This is a genomic window from Dactylosporangium sp. NPDC050588 (genome assembly GCF_040654975.1).
GTDB classification, from domain to species: Bacteria; Actinomycetota; Actinomycetes; order Mycobacteriales; family Micromonosporaceae; genus Dactylosporangium; species Dactylosporangium maewongense.
In genome coordinates this window covers 24,644-41,000 of the sequence record NZ_JBFAJA010000110.1, presented here as the reverse complement: position 1 = coordinate 41,000, position 16,357 = coordinate 24,644, and the positions used below count along the sequence as shown (strand labels likewise).

Here is a 16,357-nt window from a genome sequence, read left to right as displayed (position 1 = left end):
TCTTAGAGTGACCACCCTCTATACCGGAGCTCCGCTGCTTCACGTCTCAGACACGCCCTTGACGAACCACCGAACCACCTAACTGAACGGCGTTGCGACTAGCCCACGGCGGCGCACGAACCGGGAAGGACTCAAGCATGCCCCAGTGGGCGCAGGGTGCCGACACGATTCGCAAGCTTCTCGACCTCGGTGACCTGCAGAAGATTCAAGGCGCGGACGCCAACGGCCAACCATTGCTCGACAAAGCCGAGCGCACGCTGATCTCGGCCGTCGTACTCTGCGAGAAAGATCCCGGCAGCAGCTACACGCTTGCCTATGACGCGGCGCGATTTGCATGCACTGCGTTGCTCGCGCAACAGGGCCTGCGGCCGACGAGCAAGGGCGGGCACTATGCGGTCGAGCAGGCGGTACGTGCCCAGTTCCAATGAGACGACAACTGAGACGACAGGCCAGGCGACGCTCCTCCGGGCGACGTCGGCCGGCGTCGGCACGTGGGCGATCGAGCGGCACTCCGTGGTCGGTGTGCGGCCTTGTCGGCTGACTTCGATCCGGAACAACGAGAGGCGGGTCTCGTTGCGCAGCCGGCGGGAGTACCGCTCGGCGCCGGGTCGCATCAGCGGCGGCTGGCCTGACGTACGTGTCGTACAGCCATGTTGCGAGCTGTGCAATCACGCCGGTCGGTGCCGTGCGGGCGAGTGCCTCGACCTGTCGCCGTGGCGATCGGCGAATCCAGCTTCGAGGAAGGCCTTGTCGAGGTAGTCGGCGACAGGCGGTGGGGGTTGCTTGCGGCCGGTTTCCAGTTCCCAGAGGTAGGTGTGTGAGTAGTTGACCTGGGCGGCGAGCGCGCAGCGACAGGCCGCGGGCGTGAGATGCCGTAGCTTGCCGTGCTCGTCCGATCGTCAGGTGCGGAAGCGGCCGGCCAGTTGCTGGAGCTCGTCGCTGAGGCGGGTCAGGTCGGCGACGGCCGCGTCGGCCTCGGCGAGGTTGGTCGTGGTCTGCTGGGTCGCGTCGGCCACGCCGGTGATGTTGGTGGCGATGTCGGTCGAGGAGTCGGCGGTGTCGGCGACGCTGCGGCTCATCTCCTTCGTGGTGGCGCTCTGCTGCTCGACGGCCGCGGCGATCGTCAGCTGATACTCGTTGATCCGCGCGATGATCTCGCTGATGCGGCTGATCGCCTCGACGGCCTCGGCGGTGTCGACCTGGATGGCGCTGACCTGCTCGGAGATCTGGCCGGTCGCGCGGGCGGTCTCCTGCGCCAGGTCCTTCACCTCGCTGGCCACCACGGCGAAGCCCTTGCCCGCCGCGCCGGCGCGGGCCGCCTCGATCGTCGCGTTGAGGGCGAGCAGGTTGGTCTGCGTCGCGATGGCGGTGATCGTCGCGACGATGTTGCCGATCTCCGCGGACGACGCGCCGAGCTGCGACACGGTGTTGGTGGTGGTGGCCGCGACGCTGACCGCCTCGGCGGCGACGGTGACGGCCTCGTTGGCGTTGCGGGCGATCTCGCGGATCGAGGCGTCCATCTCGTCGGCGCCGGCCGCGGCGGCCTGGGTGTTGGTGGAGACGCTGCCCGCGGACGACGCGACCAGGCCCGCCTGCCGGGCCGCCGCCGACGCGCTGCCGGCCAGGAGCTTGGTGACGGACGTCAGCCGGGAGGTGTTCTGGCCGAGCGTCCGGGAGCCGGCGGTCAGCGAGGAGACGGTGTCGCGCAGCCCGGTGCGGGCCGCGTTGACCGCGGCGGCCATCTGGCCCAGCTCGTCCCGCCCGCGCACCTCCGCGGACGTCGTCAGGTCACCCGCGGCGACGGCACCGAGGGCCGCCGACACGCTCGACAGCTGGCGTCTCGTCAGCCGCGCGGCCCAGACGGCCAGGGTCAGCGCGAGCAGGATGCCCACGGCGTAGGCCACGATCATCGTGGTGCGGGCATCGGAGAACCGGGCCTCGACCTGCGCCGACCGCGCCTCCGCCTCGGACAGTTCGAGATCCTGCACCTGCTGTACCGCCGCAAGCAACGCCGACTCGATCCGCTCCGCCTGCTGTTGCTGCTGCGCGGCCGGCACGGGCGAGCCGGAGGCGGCCGCGCCCTCGCCCAGGAACGCGGCGTTGCGCAGCTGCCGGTAGGCGAGGATGGTCTTCTCGAGCTCGTCGGCCGCGGCGAGGCGGGCCGGTGAGGCCTCGGCCGCCTTCCGGTATTCGGCCAGGTTCCGGTCCGTGTCGGCGTCGGCCTTGGTGATCTCCTCCCGCGCCGCCGCGAGCCGCTGCGCGTCCGGCGCCGGTGCGGACTTGGTCAGGATGTAGACCAGCACGGTGCGGTAGAGCAGACCGATGTCGCCGCGCAGCTCGGAGAAGGTGCTGAGGCTGTCCACGTGGTGCGCCTTGATCGTGCGTACGTCGCTGCGCATGCCGAGCATCGTGGTCAGCGACGCGGTGCCGATGACCAGCGCCGCCAGGGCGACGACGCCGACGACGAGGGCGTTGCGCGCGTTGAGGCCGAGGTCCGCCAGCAGGCCGGTGAGCCGCCCCCGCGGCACGGTCACGTGGATGTCGGACCGACGCTGCATGGTGAGGCACCTTCCGTCCCGGCGATCGATACCGGACGCATCGGCGACGGCCTTCAGGAACTGAGCAAAGTGCTCGCGTGGGTGCGGGCGTCCTCGCTCCACGGCGCGGGGCGCAGCGTGCGCGGGTCGAGCTTCACGTTGACGCGCCGGCCCTCCGCGTGGACGGTCAGGCCGTCGGCGGACAGGATGCGGAAGCGGTAGACGGCGCTCGTCTCGCCGAGCGTCTCGATCCAGAAGTGGACGCCGATCTCGCCGGTGCCGCGGACGGGCGCCTTGTAGGAGATCGAGTACTCCGCGACGGCGTGCATCACGTCCGGCGTGGTCGGCCGGCCGCCGGCGTAGGAGTGGCCGCGATCGGCCCACCACTGCGACAGGGCCCGCTCCAGGAACACCGCGTAGCGGGCGTTGTGCACGATGCCCATCGCGTCGAGGTCGTCGAAGTGCACGACGAACGGGGCGACGTGGCCGGGCAGGACGGTGGTGGTCATGTCAGCGCCTCCAGATACGGGACCAGGGCCAGGGCGCGCAGCCGCTCCAGGGCGGCCGTCCGCGCATACGTGTAGATCTCCTCCGCCCGCAGCAGCCGCGACTCGTAGACCGCCGCGGTGCCCAGCGCGTTGAGCTCGAACGCGAGCCGCGGAGGATGGACGTCGGCGGGCAGCTCGCCGAGCTCGACCGCCTCGGTGATCAGCCGCTCCAGCAGGGTGTGCCAGTCGGCGAGGGCGGCGCTCAGCGCGTCGCGGACGCTGCCGGGCCGGACCGTGAACTCGAACTGCGCGTTGGTGAAGAAGCAGCCGCCGGGCAGGGCGCCGCTGGCCATGTCGGCGAGCCGGCTCTCCTGCAGCGCCCACAGCCGGCGGATGCCGCGCGGCGCCCGCAGCGCGGGCCGCACGACCACCTCGGTGAAGCGCTGCGAGGCGTGGGCGACGGCGGCGAGCTGCAGCTCCTCCTTGGTCGACCAGTGCGCGAACAGGCCCGACTTGCTGACCCCGGCCCGCTCCGCGAGCTGGCTGAACGACAGCCCGTCGAGGCCGGACTCGGTCGCGAGCGCCACCGCGACGTCGAGGGTCGCGGTGCGGGCACGTTCGCCGCGCGCCAGGCGGCCGTCGACGGTGGGCACGCCCCCGACAGTACCAACTAAACGACCGACCGATCGGTTAGTTTGTGTGTGGGCAGGGTCACCGTGACGATGAGCCCGCCGCCGTCGCGGGGCCGCGCGTCGACCCGCCCGCCGTGCGCGACCGCGACCGAGCGCACGATCGACAGGCCCAGCCCCGTGCCCTGCGCCGACCCGGTGCGCCCGCGCAGCCGGCGGAACGGCTCGAACAGCCGCGGCACCTCGTAGGCCGGGATCACCGGGCCGGTGTTCTCCACGACGAGCTCCGCCGAGGCGCCGGCCGTGCGGGTGCGCACCCACACGTCGCCGCCCTCCACGTTGTACGCGAGCGCGTTGTCGACGAGGTTCTGCACCACCCGCTCGAGCAGCACGGGGTCGCCGACGGTCGGCGCCGCCCCCGGCGACACGTCGGCGGCGGCACCGGCCGTGACGTGCCGCGCGATCTCCGCGAGGTCCACCGTCTCGTGCACGGTCAGCGCCTGCTCCGAGGCCACCAGGGTGAGCAGCCCGTCGATCAGCCGCTCGTGCCGCGCGTTGACCGCGAGCAGCGTCTCCCCGAGGTGCACGAGCTCCGGCGGCGGCGACGGCCGGCCCAGCGCGACCTCGATCAGCGTGCGGTTGATGGTCAGCGGCGTGCGCAGCTCGTGCGAGGCGCTGGCCACGAACCGGCGCTGCCCGTCGAACGCGCCGTCGAGGCGCTCCAGCATCGAGTCGAACGTGTCCGCCAGCTCCTTGATCTCGTCGGCCGGCCCCTGCAGCGCGATCCGCTCGTGCAGGCTGCCGCCCGCGACCCGGCGCGCCGTCTCGGTGATCCGCCCGACCGGCCGCAGCGCCCGCTCCGCCATCAGCCAGCCGAACCCGACGCCGATCACCGTCACCGCGCCGAGCGCGATCGCGCCCTGGGTGATCAGCGCGTCGAGGGTGTCCTGCTCGATCCGCGCCTGGCGCGCCGCCAGCTGCTGGACGAACTCGTTGACCGCCACGTTGCCGATCCTGATCTCGGCCGGCAGGTCCGCGGTCGTGCCGGCGCCGCGCTGGTGGATGTTCTCCCGCACCAGGAAGTAGGTGACGCCGAGCAGGATCGTCCCGCCGAGGAGGAAGAGCACGCCGTACAGGACGGTCAACCGCGTCCGGATCCCCAGTCTGTTCATCGGATCTGGTACCCGACGCCGGCCACGGTCTCGATCACCGGTGGGTCGCCGAGCTTGCGGCGCAGCGTCATCACCGTCACCCGCAGCACGTTGGTGAACGGGTCGATGTGCTCGTCCCAGGCGCGTTCGAGGAGCTGCTCGGCGCTGAGCACGGCGCCGCCGGCCCGCAGCAGCTCCTCCAGGACCGCGAACTCCTTGCGGGTCAGCGCCACGTAACGCCCGGCCCGGAACACCTCGCGCCGGTTGGGGTCCAGGCGCAGGTCGCCACGCTCCAGCACCGGCGGGGTCGCCGCCCTGGCCCGCCGGCCGAGCGCCCGGACCCGCGCGACCAGCTCGGCGAACGCGAACGGCTTGCCGAGGTAGTCGTCGGCGCCGAGGGACAGCCCTTCGACCCGGTCGAGGACCGCGGAGGCGGCCGTCAGCATCAGGATCCGGGTCTCCGGCAGCTCGGCGCTCACCCACCGGCAGACGTCGTCGCCGCCGACCGACGGCAGGTCCCGGTCGAGGACCAGCACGTCGTACTCGTTGACCCCGAGCCGCTCCAGCGCGCCGTCGCCGTCGTAGGCGACGTCGACCGCGAACGACTCCCGGCGCAGCCCCTCGGCGACCGCGTCGGCCAGCAGCTGCTCGTCCTCGACCACCAGTACCCGCACGCGATCCATGGTGCCCGCCCGCCGCGTAAGCCGGGGATAAGCCCGCACGCTCACGGCCCGTTTATCGCCGGAGGCGTCTGCTGCCCGCATGAGACGCATCCTGCTGACGACGGCGCTGCTGCTGGCCGCCTGCTCGTCCACCACCGGCCCGTCCGTGGCCACGGCGGGCGGCGGCGCCGCCGCGTCCGCGTCGCCGTCCATCAGCCAGGCCGAGGCCAACCGGCAGTTCGCGCAGTGCATGCGGGAGCACGGCGTCGAGGTGCCCGACCCGGGCCCCGACGGCAGGCTGGAGTTCGGCCCCGACGTCAACCGCGACAAGGTCGCCGAGGCGATGCCGGCCTGCCAGCGGCTGCTGCCCAACGGCGGCACCCTGAGCAACCTCACCCCCGAGCAGCTCGAGCAGGCCCGCCAGTTCGCCAGGTGCATGCGCGAGCACGGCATCGACATGCCCGACCCCGACCCCGCGACGGGCGTCGGCGACATGGTCAAGCTCGTCGGCAAGCCCGGCTTCCAGGAGGCGGCGAACGCCTGCAAGGGGGTCGTGGGCCGGTGAGGCGCACCCTGCTGATCGCCCTGCCCGTCCTCGCGCTCGCCGGTGCCGGCGGGTGGGTGCTGCTCGACCGCGACCCGGCGCCGGCCGCGGACCGTCCCCCTGTCGCCACGACGAAGATCACCCGCGGGACGCTCACCGAGACCGAGGACGTCGACGGGACCCTCGACTTCGGCCCCGCGACCACCGTGACCGGCCGGCTGCCCGGCATGGTCACCGGCCTGCCCGCCGAGGGGGCCACCGTCGAGCGCGGCCAGCCGCTGCTGCACGTCGACGGCCTGCCGGTGCTGCTCATGTACGACGCGGCGCCGCTGCACCGGTCGCTCCGCGCGGGCGACTCGGGCGCGGACGTCGCGGCGTTCGAGCGCAACCTCTCGGCGCTCGGCTACAAGGGGTTCACGGCCGACGACTCGTTCACGTCCTCGACGGCGTCGGCGGTGCGGGACTGGCAGGAGCGGCTCGGCCTGCCGGAGACCGGCGTCGTCGAGCTGGGCCGGGTCGTCATGGCGCCCGGGCCGGTCCGGGTCGGCGCCGTCAAGGCCCACCTCGGCGACAACGCCACCGGCCCGTTGCTGGAGTGGACCGGGCGGACCCGGCAGGTCACGGTCAGGCTCGACGTCACCAAGCAGCGCCTCGCCTCGGTCGGCGACCAGGCCACCGTGAAGCTCCCCGACGGCGCCACCGTGCCGGGGACCATCACCGCGATCGGCGCCGTCGCCACCGTGCAGCCCGGGCCGCCGTCGATCGTGACCGTCGACGTGACCGTGACGTTGCCGTCCCAGGACGCCCTCGGCGCCTACTCGTCGGCACCCGTCGACGTCACGCTGGTCTCGCAGCGGCGCGACGGCGTGCTCATCGTGCCGGTCGGGGCGCTGGTCGCGCTCGCCGAGGGCGGCTACGGGCTGCAGCTCGTCGACGGCCACGCGATGCGCACGGTCGCCGTCACCACCGGGCTGTTCGCCGCGGGCCGGGTCGAGGTCTCGGGCCCCGACGTCCGCGAGGGGCTCACCGTCGGGACCGCCGGATGATCCGCCTGGAGGACGTGCGGAAGTCGTACACCGGCGGCATCACGGCACTGGACGGCGTGTCGCTGTCGGTCGAGGCCGGCGAGATGCTCGCGATCGTAGGCCCCTCCGGCTCCGGGAAGTCGACGATGCTCAACCTCGTCGGCACGCTGGACCGGCCCACCAGCGGCTCGGTCTCGATCGACGGCCTCGACGTCGGGACGCTCCCCGACGACCGGCTGTCCCGGCTGCGGGCGACGACGATCGGCTTCGTCTTCCAGCAGTTCCACCTGGCGGCCGGCGTGCGCGCGGTCGACAACGTCGCCGACGGGCTGCTCTACGCGGGGGTGCGGCTCGCCGACCGGCGACGGCTCGCCCTGGCCGCGCTGGACCGGGTCGGGCTCGGGCACCGGGCCACGCATCGGCCGCACGAGCTGTCCGGGGGCGAGCGGCAACGGGTGGCGGTCGCCCGGGCCGTCGTGGGCTCGCCGGCGCTGCTGCTGGCCGACGAGCCGACCGGCAACCTCGACACCGCGGCGGGTGCCGGCGTGCTGTCGCTGTTGCGCGAGCTGCACGCCACCGGGACGACCGTCGTGGTGATCACGCACGACCTGGACATCGCGGCCGCCCTGCCCCGCCGGGTGCGGATGCGCGACGGGAGGATCCTGTGAGGCTCTCGTTTCTGGATGTCGTCCGTGTGGGCACCGCGGGCCTGCGGACGCGGCCGCTGCGGGTGGTGCTGTCGGCGCTGGGCGTCGCGATCGGGATCGCGGCGATGGTGGCCGTCGTGGGGATCTCCACGTCGAGCCGGGCGTCGCTGGACCGGTCGCTGGACGCCCTGGGCACCAACCTCCTGACCGTCGGCCCCGGGAAGTCGTTCTTCGGCGAGGAGTCGCACCTGCCGCCGTCGGCGCCGGCGATGGTGTCCCGGATCGGGCCGGTGACCTCGGTGTCCTCGACCGGGCGGGTCGCGTCCGCGCGGGTGTATCGCACGGACCGCATCCCCGCCTCGTCGACGGGCGGCATCGCCGTCCTGGCGGCGTTACCTTCGCTGCTGCCCACCGTGGGCGCCGCGGTGGCGTCGGGCTCGTGGCTCGGCTCCGGCGCCGCGCCCGTGGTGGTGCTGGGCTCGCGGGCGGCGTCCCTGCTCGGCGTCTCGTCCCCTGGGCTGCGCGTATGGCTGGCAGAGCGGTGGTTCACCGTCGTGGGGGTTCTTTCGCCGGTACCGCTGGCGCCCGCACTGGACACGGCGGCGCTCATCAGCTGGTCGGCGGCCGCCGAGCTCGACTTCGACGGCTACCCGACGACGATCTACGCCCGCACCCGCCCGGACGCCGTGACCGCGGTGGCGGCGGTCCTCGCCGCCACCGCGAACCCTTCGGCTCCTAACGAGGTGCAGGTCTCCCGCCCGTCGGACGCCCTGGCCGCCCGCGCCGCCGTGGACCGGGCGTTCACCGGCCTGCTGCTCGGCCTCGGCGCGGTGGCGCTGCTGGTCGGCGGGGTCGGCGTCGCCAACACGATGGTCATCTCCGTGCTGGAGCGCCGCGCCGAGATCGGCCTGCGCCGGGCCCTGGGCGCCCGGCGGTCCCAGATCCGGCTGCAGTTCCTCGCCGAGTCGCTGCTGCTGTCCCTGCTCGGCGGCCTCGGCGGCGCACTGCTCGGCGCCGCCGTGACCGTCGTCTACGCGCTGCTGCGGTCCTGGCCCGCTGTGGTGCCCTTGTGGGCGGTGGGCGCTTCGCTGGTCGCCACGCTGGTCGTCGGCGTCCTGGCCGGGCTGGCGCCCGCGGTGCGGGCCGCCCGGCTCTCGCCCACGCTCGCCCTGGTGTCGGCTACTTGACGATCGCCTCGAGGGCGATCTCGACCATCTGGCTGAACGTCTGCTCCCGCTCCTGCGCGGAGGTCCGCTCGCCCGTCTTGATGTGGTCGCTGACCGTCAGCAGCGTCAGCGCCTTCGCCTGGAACCGCGCGGCGATCGTGTACAGCGCCGCCGACTCCATCTCGACGGCGAGCACACCGTAGTCGGCGAGCTTGTCGTACAGGTCGGGCCGGTCCGTGTAGAACGCGTCCGCGGCCAGGATCGGCCCGACCCGCATGGTGATGCCCTTGGCCTCGGCCACATCGACCGCCGCGCGGAGCAGCCCGAAGTCCGCGACCGGCGCGTAGTCGATCAGCCCGTCGAACCTGGCCCGGTTCATGTTCGAGTCGGTGCTCGACCCGATCGCCGCCACCACGTCCCGCAGCTGCAGCGACTCGACCAGCGCCCCACAGCTCCCGACCCTGACCAGCGACTTCACCCCGTAGTCGTTGATCAGCTCATGCGCGTAGATGCTGGCCGACGGCATCCCCATCCCGGACCCCTGAACGCTGACCCGCGTCCCGCGGAACGTCCCCGTGTACCCGAACATGTTCCGCACCGTCGAGTAACACGACGCCCCCTCCAGGAACGTCTCGGCGATCCACTTGGCCCGCAGGGGGTCCCCCGGCATCAGGACAAGTTCGGCGATCTCGCCCGGCTCAGCGCCAATGTGCGTGCTCATGCCCCCGATCCTGCCAAATGGCCATCCCCCGCGCAGACGCGGATGGGCATCCGGTAGCCTTCTCGGCGGTGGCGTGTCCGAGTGGCCTAAGGAGCACGCCTCGAAAGCGTGTGAAGGTGCAAGCCTTCCCGGGGTTCGAATCCCCGCGCCACCGCAGCAAGGCCAGGTCAGACGCCCGGCGGTCCCCACGGACCGACCGGGCGTTCGCCGTTTCAAGATCGCTAGTCTCAGTTGTCGTCTCAGTTACGCTCAGCAGGGCGAGGGGAGACATCCACCGTCACGACGGGCGGTGGGTTGGCTAGTCTCATAGCGTGCCTCGGATCTACACACCGGAGACCATCAAACTACTCTTCGGAACGGCAACTCACTGTGCGTATCCGGGGTGCCTTACCGCCTTGATCTTCAAGGACCGAGGCTTGCTGACCACAACAGTTGAGATCGCGCATATTCGGTCCGAAAAGTCGACTGGCCCCCGTTACGAAGCCTCCTATCCCAAAAGTAAAATTAATAGCTTCGAGAATTTACTGTTGCTGTGCGAACGACATCACAAGCCTGTTGATCGTCATTCCTCTACCTACTCCACTACGGAACTTCTGACCTGGAAGTCCCGGCAGTCTCGGCAGGGGGATCTAGCGGTCACGACAGCTGACCTCGCCGCAATCGAGCGCTCCGTCAATCAAAGGCAGCCCGTACCGTCAGACGCAATATTGCGCGGTCCGATTGTGCATCTAGGTCAGGCTGAAAGGCTCCAGCAGGCCGAAGATCGCTTGCCGGAGGCGCCCCTGGAGGCGGCGGACCTTCTGGATCAAGTTGCGTGCGCCCTCGAAGATTCGCCCTTCATGCATCATGCATCATTCATTCGATCACGGCAGGCCGCAGCACTTGAGGCGGCCGAGGAATTCGAGCGTGCAGGCCAACTCCGTATGGATCTTGGGTGGCAGAGCGTGCGGGTTGGTGATGCCTTCGGTGCAAAACGGAACGTAACCGAGTTTGCGAAGTATGAAACGCGCGTGGGTCAGCCGATCCGCCGCTCCGTTGTGGCGCTTTCCTATGTTGCAGCCTTCGGTTACGAACGTGGCGTGTCGCTGCACGATGTAGCCCGCGCTTTCGACGACATGGAAGATGGCGACGGATATCTCACTGACTGTGCACTCAATGTGGCAGAGCAAGCCGTGGTTTGGCGTGATCTAGATGTCATTAGAAGTCGCCTGCCTAGATTCCGTACCATAGCGTCGCGACTTCCGAACATTGGCGACGAGGCATCGCGCCGGGCGCGCTTAGCCATGTGCTTGGCGGAGGCGGCTGGTGACTGGGATACCCTGGTAGGCGAAATTCACAGCTATCCGCTGCCTATAGCGGCATGGATTTCAGCTCGCCATGCCCGATATTTAACCATAACAGGAAAACCCGATCTCGCCATTGCTAGTTGGATGGGATCCATCGACAGCGCGACTCGGTCGGAGCTCAATGACTCGGCAGCAGTTTGGATATATGCAGTTAGAGCTGCACGCCTCCAGTACCTCCGGATCGATGAAGGAATTGACGATCTGCATCGGCTCGCTCAAGCGCTCCGGGGGGCCGGGAGTGGTTCCGTTTTTCCTCAATCCTCAAGATTGGCCGAAAAGTCACTCTCTGCCATGCTTGCAGAGAAGTGGCCAGACGCATTCCACTCTCTGCATCAACATCTGAGCCATTCTGTAGTGAGCGCGAATTACGGCGACGAGATGATCACGAACGAGCGCTTTGGTGACCTGTATGCGGCAACAGGAAAGTGGCTCGAAGCGGCTGAGCATTACGTTCGGGGCGGACGTTCGAAGAAGCTGAAAGAGCTAGCTAAGAAGCTCCCTGATGTGATTCTTGATTTTCGTCCTCCTCCATCCGACGCTCCCCACTGGGAGCGTCAGGCCTCGTTCAATTTCGCTGCGGCAGCCGGAGACTACTTTTCAACAGAGTTGGCTTCCGAGTGGGGCGAGACCGCATGTCGCGAGCTGGAGCAGGCCCATCAAGCGCATCCGTGGAGTGATACTTGGATCCCGGCATTCGAAGCTTTTTCGTCGGTATCTGATGCAGTGGCGCGAGACGTAGCTGATGCTTTTCTGCGTCTTACAGTCGACAGGCTTCAACGTGAGCCTGGTACGCACTATTTTGCCGACAAAGAACATATAAAATCACTCGTGCAGATCGCGGAGTCCCATGAAGACCTCCACGATCGCGTATTTGAGGAACTGTGCAACGCGATTCTCGTAGGCGACGAGGTGGGCAAAGCTGCTATCCACGAGGGTATACAGCTGCTCACCCGAGATCCGGATCTAGTGCATGCACGCGTTTCCGGCGCGGCGTCAAACGGAAATTTGCAGGCGGTCCTAGCGTTGATCGCTGTAAAGGCCGACACATCTTGTGTTGTCGACATTGCACAGCAGTGGTTTGATCGCCACATCGATCCTCCGCAAATCATCCCAGGGGTAGTTAGCACGGGAACCGGCCTCAGACAAGCTGCTTCGTTGGTTACCGTCCTAGACTCGGAAAAGCAGGCACGATTCGTACGCGCTATGATAGTTAGACTTCGCGAGACTCGCGACGTGGTTGCGAACCGAGTAGATGCCTTGGTAGCGATTTCAATCGTTGGACCGAGCCTTCCGAGTGTTGAGCGAGCTACGGTTTTTCACGAGATAATCTCCTTTGCGCAGGCGCCGACCGAGAGTCAGGTCTCCTTTGGCTTCGGCAATGACCCGTTCAGTCGATTTAAAGTCCTGCCCTTGGACCTGTCTCTTGCCGTGGTATCAGTGCAGGTAGCTGGCAAGCTGGCTGATAGTCCTGAGCAGTTCCGCCAGGTGCGGGACATTGCTGTCGGCCTCTTGGCGAGTGCGTACGACTCGGAGCTGTTTCGGTTGTCGTCGACCTTGCGAGATATTCCCCCCGAGCACTTCGACCTGGACATAAACCTTTTTGCCGCCCATCCCAATCGATGGGTGCGGGCGCTCGCAGCAATCGTATGGACTCGCAAGCCCGACCAGTCTCATACGTTAGGCGCGAGGCTTGCGACTGACGCGGAGGCAAGCGTTAGGTACGCGCTGGCGGCATATCTCGGTACATCTGATGATTTTCAGGAAGTTCGTTCGATTTTGCAGAATGACAGCCGACGCGTTGTTAGGAAAGCGTTGCAGACTCAGCCCGCACCATCTGTGCGCCAGAGTAGGCCACCGACCTGAGCGGCAACATCGCGTCGGACCTGACGTGTTATGTGCTGATAACGCGTCGCCATGGACGAGTCGGACCAGCCCATAACGCCCATCACGGCACGCTCGGCCACGCCTAGGACTAGCAGCACCGTCGCTGCCGTATGGCGAGCGTCGTGCAACCGCCCATCCCGCAGCCCAGCCAGCTTGAGCAACCGTTTCCACTCCGCATAGTCCGTTCGAGGGTTCACCGGAAGTCCCGTCGGAGTGGTGAACAGCCAACCGCCTTCTTGCCAGAGTTGCGCAGCATGCTCGCGCTCGATGCTTTGTTCGTCTTGGTGCTTATGCAGCAGACTAACCAGTTCGTCAGGCAGACCGATGCTGCGCCGGCCGGCGCGTGACTTCGTTTCGGTCGTGTCGGTGCGCAGCGGCTTCCGGGCTGGGCAGTGTCCGCCGTACTTCTTGCCGCAGTTGTCGGCGCATCCGTGTGCCCATCTTGGCCTCAACCGGCCGCGTCGAACGGTGAGGGTGCCGTCGTTGAGGTTGACGTCGGTCCACTTGAGACCGAGCGCTTCGCTCTGTCGCAACCCGAGGGCAAGTGCGATTGCCCATCGCGCGCTGTTACGGCGCTCAGCGGCCTGGTCGAGAAGCTTGCGCACCTCTTCGACCGAGTAGGGCTCGATCTCTTCGTCACTCAGCCGGGGCGACTTTGCCAGTGAAGCCGGGTTCCTCGTGATGTGTCCTCGCCGCATCGCCTCGTTGAGTGCCGTGCGCAGCGTACGGTGCGCCTGGTGGGCCGTCGCCGGCTTGCTGCCCCTCCGCTGCATCGCGGCGTACAGCTTCTCCAAGTGCTCCGGCTCCAACCGGTCGAGACGGTGAGCGCCGAGGCCGGGTATGAGGTGCCGGTTCACCGCCACGCGGTACCCGGCGATGGTGTTCTCCCGGACGTTCGGCGCGGCGATGTTCTCAACCCAGTGCGTGAGCCACTTCTCGACCGTCCAACGCTGGCCGGTCTTGCGGACGGTCCCGCTGTCGCGGTCGCGTTCCAGCTTGCGGACCTTGGCGATGACGTCCCTCTCGGTCTTCGCCTGTACGTGTCGACGGTCGGGCGAGCCGTTATCTCTCAGGCCAACCGTCACACGGCCGTGCCAGTAGCCGTCGTCGCCCTTGTAGATGCTCGATGCGCCGTTTGGCTTGCGTCCCACTGGTTGTCTCCTCAGGCTGCCGGGGCGATGGTCGGGACGTTGGTGAGCAGGGCGTCTACGTACTCGTCGAGGCACTGGACCGGCACGCGGCGGAGGCGGCCGATGGTGACGGAGCGGACTTCGCCGCTCATGACGAGGGCGTACATGGTGGTCCGGCCGATGCCGAGACGCTCGGCGGCTTCTTCGATCGTCAGGACTACGCGCTTGTCGGTGCTGTGCACGTGTGCCTCCCCGTTGACGTTGTGCTGGTGCGGCGGCTGCTCTGAAGGGCGGTTGAGCGGCAAGGGTGGGCGCCTCTCGGGCTCGATCCGGCTCGGGGTGAGGGGTTGATCAGCCGGTTGGTGGGCCTCGGGTCGAGGCGCTCCGCCGCGCCGCACAATCCGCGTAATCCGCAGAAAGGCGCGGCGGACCGGGGTTGTGCGGATTCTGCGGATAGTGCGGCGCGTTCATCCGGCCACCGCCGACCGTGTGGAGATCGGGTGGACAGTGCCCGTCGGGCGCGTCAGATCGGGGTGCGTCAGCCAGGCCGGCGACGGCGGACGGCCGGCGCCGGACCGCTCGGGCTGCGGCTCGACGTGCAGGTAGCCATGCGCTTGCAGCAGGTTGAGTGCCGGGTCGAGGTCGGCGGCCTTCCGGAACCGACCGCGAGACAGCGCGCTGAACAGCTCGCGCTTCGTGAAGCGCCGGCTTGCGGTGCGCTCGATCCACGCGAGCACGTGTCTCGCGTCGTCGACAGTCGGGTCGGCGCCCATGTCGTCGAACGCTGCGAGCGCGTGATCGGCGAAGTACCGGCCGATCCTCGTGGCCTGGTCGATGGTCTCGGCAGTGATGGGCTTGAGCCAGCCGCCGTCGAGGTGGGTCGCGAGGTGCAGCAGGCCGGCGATGCGGACCACCGCGCCCGTGTACTTGCTCCCCCAGTCCACGATGTGCGCCCATGCGCCGGCCGGGCCGAGGAGCGGTTCCGTCTCCCGCTCGATGTCGAGCACCCTCGCGTTGGCCTCGGCGTTCAGCGGCATGACGGCCGGATCGGTCCAACCGTCGAGCGCGACGACCAGGGCGCCGAGGTTCTCGGCGTATGCCTCGGCGATGGCGGCCGGCACGGGGTCGGTGCCGATGCGCCGCCGGCCGACGGTGTTCTCCGGGACGGCGAACAGGATCCGGGCGAGCAGACCCTTGCCTCGGAAGCCGGGCATCTGCGAGATGTCCCGCAACACCTCGGGCTGCACGGCGAGGCCGAGGGTGAGCGCCGGCCGGTCGACGTGTTCGGCGGGGCGAGAACGGCGGTCGACCCGCAGCATGTCGCCCGCGTGGCCCTTGAGGAACACCTCCAGGTTCGGCGCACCGCTGTACCGGCCAGCAAGCGTCGCGAAGATGCCGCCCTCGGGCGACAGCACGGCCAGCCGTCCGCCTTGCTCGGCGAGCAGCGATGCTGCCTGTTCGCTGGTGACGTCATCGGCGACCAGCCGGGGCATGACCGGGATGGCGATCGAGTCCGCGTTCATGGCGGCGGCCGTAGCGTCGGCGAGCAGCGTGTTCCGGGCGGCCGGGTCGGTGTTGGCAGCGCTGTTCGCGGCCCGCTCGGCGGCCTTGCTGGCGACCCGGTGCGCGAGCTCCGCCTCCACGATGGCCGGCTTCGCCCGCTCGATCAGCACTCGCTCGGCCGCGAGCAGCGGACCGGTCATCGTGGCGAACACGGCCGACTTCCGCGAGCCGGGCGGCAGTACGACGACCGTGAACAGGTTGCACGGCTCCCGCCAGCCGCCGCGGATCTCGACCTCCGCGCGACCACCCGCAGCGCTGGACAGCGCCGCGAGCGCGATGCACCCGGCAAGGTCGGTCGGCGTCTGCGTGAACTCGGCGACCGCGCCGACCATGTCCGCAACCCAGCCAGGCAGCGCGTCGACCGGGTACGGCGACGGTATGTGCCGAGCGGTCAGCGGGATCGGCGCCGGCCACGCCGGCTCATGGACGGCGTTGAGCATGGCGCGTCCGGCGGCGAGCAGCTCGGCCGCATCGCCATCCGCATCGGCGAGGCGCGCCAGTCGGCCACCCAGGTCAACGACGGCGCGGCGTTGTGCCCGCTCGGCCACGATCCGGGCGTAGTGGCCGGCGTTCGCCGTCGTCGGGACGGACGCCATCAGGGTGTGCAGGTACGGGGCGCCGCCCACCTTGCCGAGGTCACCCGACTCGGCGAGGTAGGCGGCGACCGCCACGGCGTCCGTCGGGTGGCCGGAAGCGTGCAGGTTGGTGAGCGTCTGCCACAGCAGCGCGTGCGCCGGTCGGTAGAAGTCAGCCGGTACAAGGACATCGGCGACGTCGGCTAGGACGTCAGGCGCGAGCAGGACAGCCCCGATGACCGCTTGTTCGGCGCCGATGTCGTGCGGTGGTACACGCGTCACGGTGACG

The 16,357-nt window shown here is 69.1% G+C and carries 15 protein-coding genes and 1 tRNA gene; 7 read left to right on the top strand and 9 right to left on the bottom strand.

Going from position 1 to position 16,357, the window contains the following annotated elements:
* Positions 1-137 precede the first annotated feature (137 nt).
* Complete coding sequence (locus tag AB0I21_RS49825; protein ID WP_360571880.1) at positions 138-428, top strand: hypothetical protein; 291 nt, start codon at positions 138-140, stop codon at positions 426-428.
* 471 nt (positions 429-899) lie between these two features.
* Here AB0I21_RS49825 and AB0I21_RS49820 read toward each other — a convergent pair whose 3' ends face one another.
* Genes AB0I21_RS49820 through AB0I21_RS49800 form a run of 5 tightly spaced genes read right to left on the bottom strand, consistent with a single transcriptional unit; the run spans position 900 to position 5,479 of the window.
* Entirely contained in the window at positions 900-2,558 is a 1,659-nt protein-coding gene (locus AB0I21_RS49820; protein WP_360571878.1) for a methyl-accepting chemotaxis protein, read from the bottom strand.
* A gap of 53 nt (positions 2,559-2,611) precedes the next feature.
* On the bottom strand, positions 2,612-3,046 hold the full coding sequence (locus AB0I21_RS49815) for a thioesterase family protein (protein WP_360571876.1): 435 nt from the start codon (positions 3,044-3,046) through the stop codon (positions 2,612-2,614).
* Complete coding sequence (locus AB0I21_RS49810; protein WP_344501296.1) at positions 3,043-3,678, bottom strand: TetR family transcriptional regulator; 636 nt, start codon at positions 3,676-3,678, stop codon at positions 3,043-3,045. Before AB0I21_RS49810 ends, AB0I21_RS49815 begins: the two co-directional genes overlap by 4 nt.
* Before the next feature lie 17 nt (positions 3,679-3,695).
* On the bottom strand, positions 3,696-4,826 hold the full coding sequence (locus AB0I21_RS49805) for an ATP-binding protein (protein WP_360571873.1): 1,131 nt from the start codon (positions 4,824-4,826) through the stop codon (positions 3,696-3,698).
* On the bottom strand, positions 4,823-5,479 hold the full coding sequence (locus AB0I21_RS49800; RefSeq protein WP_344501294.1) for a response regulator transcription factor: 657 nt from the start codon (positions 5,477-5,479) through the stop codon (positions 4,823-4,825). Before AB0I21_RS49800 ends, AB0I21_RS49805 begins: the two co-directional genes overlap by 4 nt.
* Positions 5,480-5,567: 88 nt before the next feature.
* On the opposite strand from AB0I21_RS49800, the gene AB0I21_RS49795 reads away from it, so the two are divergent.
* Genes AB0I21_RS49795 through AB0I21_RS49780 form a run of 4 tightly spaced genes read left to right on the top strand, consistent with a single transcriptional unit; the run spans position 5,568 to position 8,870 of the window.
* Positions 5,568-6,032: a hypothetical protein gene (locus tag AB0I21_RS49795; protein ID WP_360571871.1), complete on the top strand. Its 465-nt coding sequence runs from the start codon at positions 5,568-5,570 to the stop codon at positions 6,030-6,032.
* Complete coding sequence (locus AB0I21_RS49790; RefSeq protein WP_360571869.1) at positions 6,029-7,057, top strand: peptidoglycan-binding domain-containing protein; 1,029 nt, start codon at positions 6,029-6,031, stop codon at positions 7,055-7,057. Before AB0I21_RS49795 ends, AB0I21_RS49790 begins: the two co-directional genes overlap by 4 nt.
* Positions 7,054-7,704 carry an ABC transporter ATP-binding protein gene (locus tag AB0I21_RS49785; protein ID WP_360571867.1) on the top strand — a complete coding sequence of 217 codons (651 nt, stop codon included), beginning with the start codon at positions 7,054-7,056 and terminating at the stop codon, positions 7,702-7,704. The genes AB0I21_RS49790 and AB0I21_RS49785 overlap by 4 nt, the downstream gene beginning before the upstream one ends.
* Positions 7,701-8,870 (top strand): FtsX-like permease family protein, encoded by a 1,170-nt coding sequence (locus AB0I21_RS49780; protein WP_360571865.1) that lies wholly within the window; start codon positions 7,701-7,703, stop codon positions 8,868-8,870. The genes AB0I21_RS49785 and AB0I21_RS49780 overlap by 4 nt, the downstream gene beginning before the upstream one ends.
* Here the strand turns inward: AB0I21_RS49780 and deoD are convergent.
* Positions 8,863-9,570, bottom strand: coding sequence for a purine-nucleoside phosphorylase (gene deoD, locus AB0I21_RS49775; RefSeq protein ID WP_344501289.1), 708 nt, complete (start codon positions 9,568-9,570; stop codon positions 8,863-8,865). The genes AB0I21_RS49780 and deoD overlap by 8 nt on opposite strands.
* Positions 9,571-9,637: 67 nt before the next feature.
* On the opposite strand from deoD, the gene AB0I21_RS49770 reads away from it, so the two are divergent.
* Both AB0I21_RS49770 and AB0I21_RS49765 read left to right on the top strand, forming a co-directional pair.
* Positions 9,638-9,724: transfer RNA gene (locus AB0I21_RS49770), tRNA-Ser, on the top strand.
* A 241-nt stretch (positions 9,725-9,965) separates the two neighbouring features.
* The gene (locus AB0I21_RS49765) at positions 9,966-12,779 is read left to right on the top strand and encodes a hypothetical protein (protein ID WP_360571863.1); all 2,814 of its coding nucleotides are present in this window, start codon (positions 9,966-9,968) and stop codon (positions 12,777-12,779) included.
* Here AB0I21_RS49765 and AB0I21_RS49760 read toward each other — a convergent pair.
* The 3 genes from AB0I21_RS49760 to AB0I21_RS49750 all read right to left on the bottom strand — a co-directional run bounded on the left by AB0I21_RS49760 (position 12,737) and on the right by AB0I21_RS49750 (position 16,350).
* Positions 12,737-13,951: a site-specific integrase gene (locus AB0I21_RS49760; protein ID WP_360571861.1), complete on the bottom strand. Its 1,215-nt coding sequence runs from the start codon at positions 13,949-13,951 to the stop codon at positions 12,737-12,739. The two genes, AB0I21_RS49765 and AB0I21_RS49760, sit on opposite strands and share 43 nt — an antisense overlap.
* An 11-nt stretch (positions 13,952-13,962) precedes the next feature.
* Entirely contained in the window at positions 13,963-14,172 is a 210-nt protein-coding gene (locus AB0I21_RS49755) for a helix-turn-helix domain-containing protein (RefSeq protein WP_360571860.1), read from the bottom strand.
* Between the two features lie 225 nt (positions 14,173-14,397).
* Positions 14,398-16,350 carry a DUF3987 domain-containing protein gene (locus AB0I21_RS49750; protein ID WP_360571858.1) on the bottom strand — a complete coding sequence of 651 codons (1,953 nt, stop codon included), beginning with the start codon at positions 16,348-16,350 and terminating at the stop codon, positions 14,398-14,400.
* Positions 16,351-16,357 lie beyond the last annotated feature (7 nt).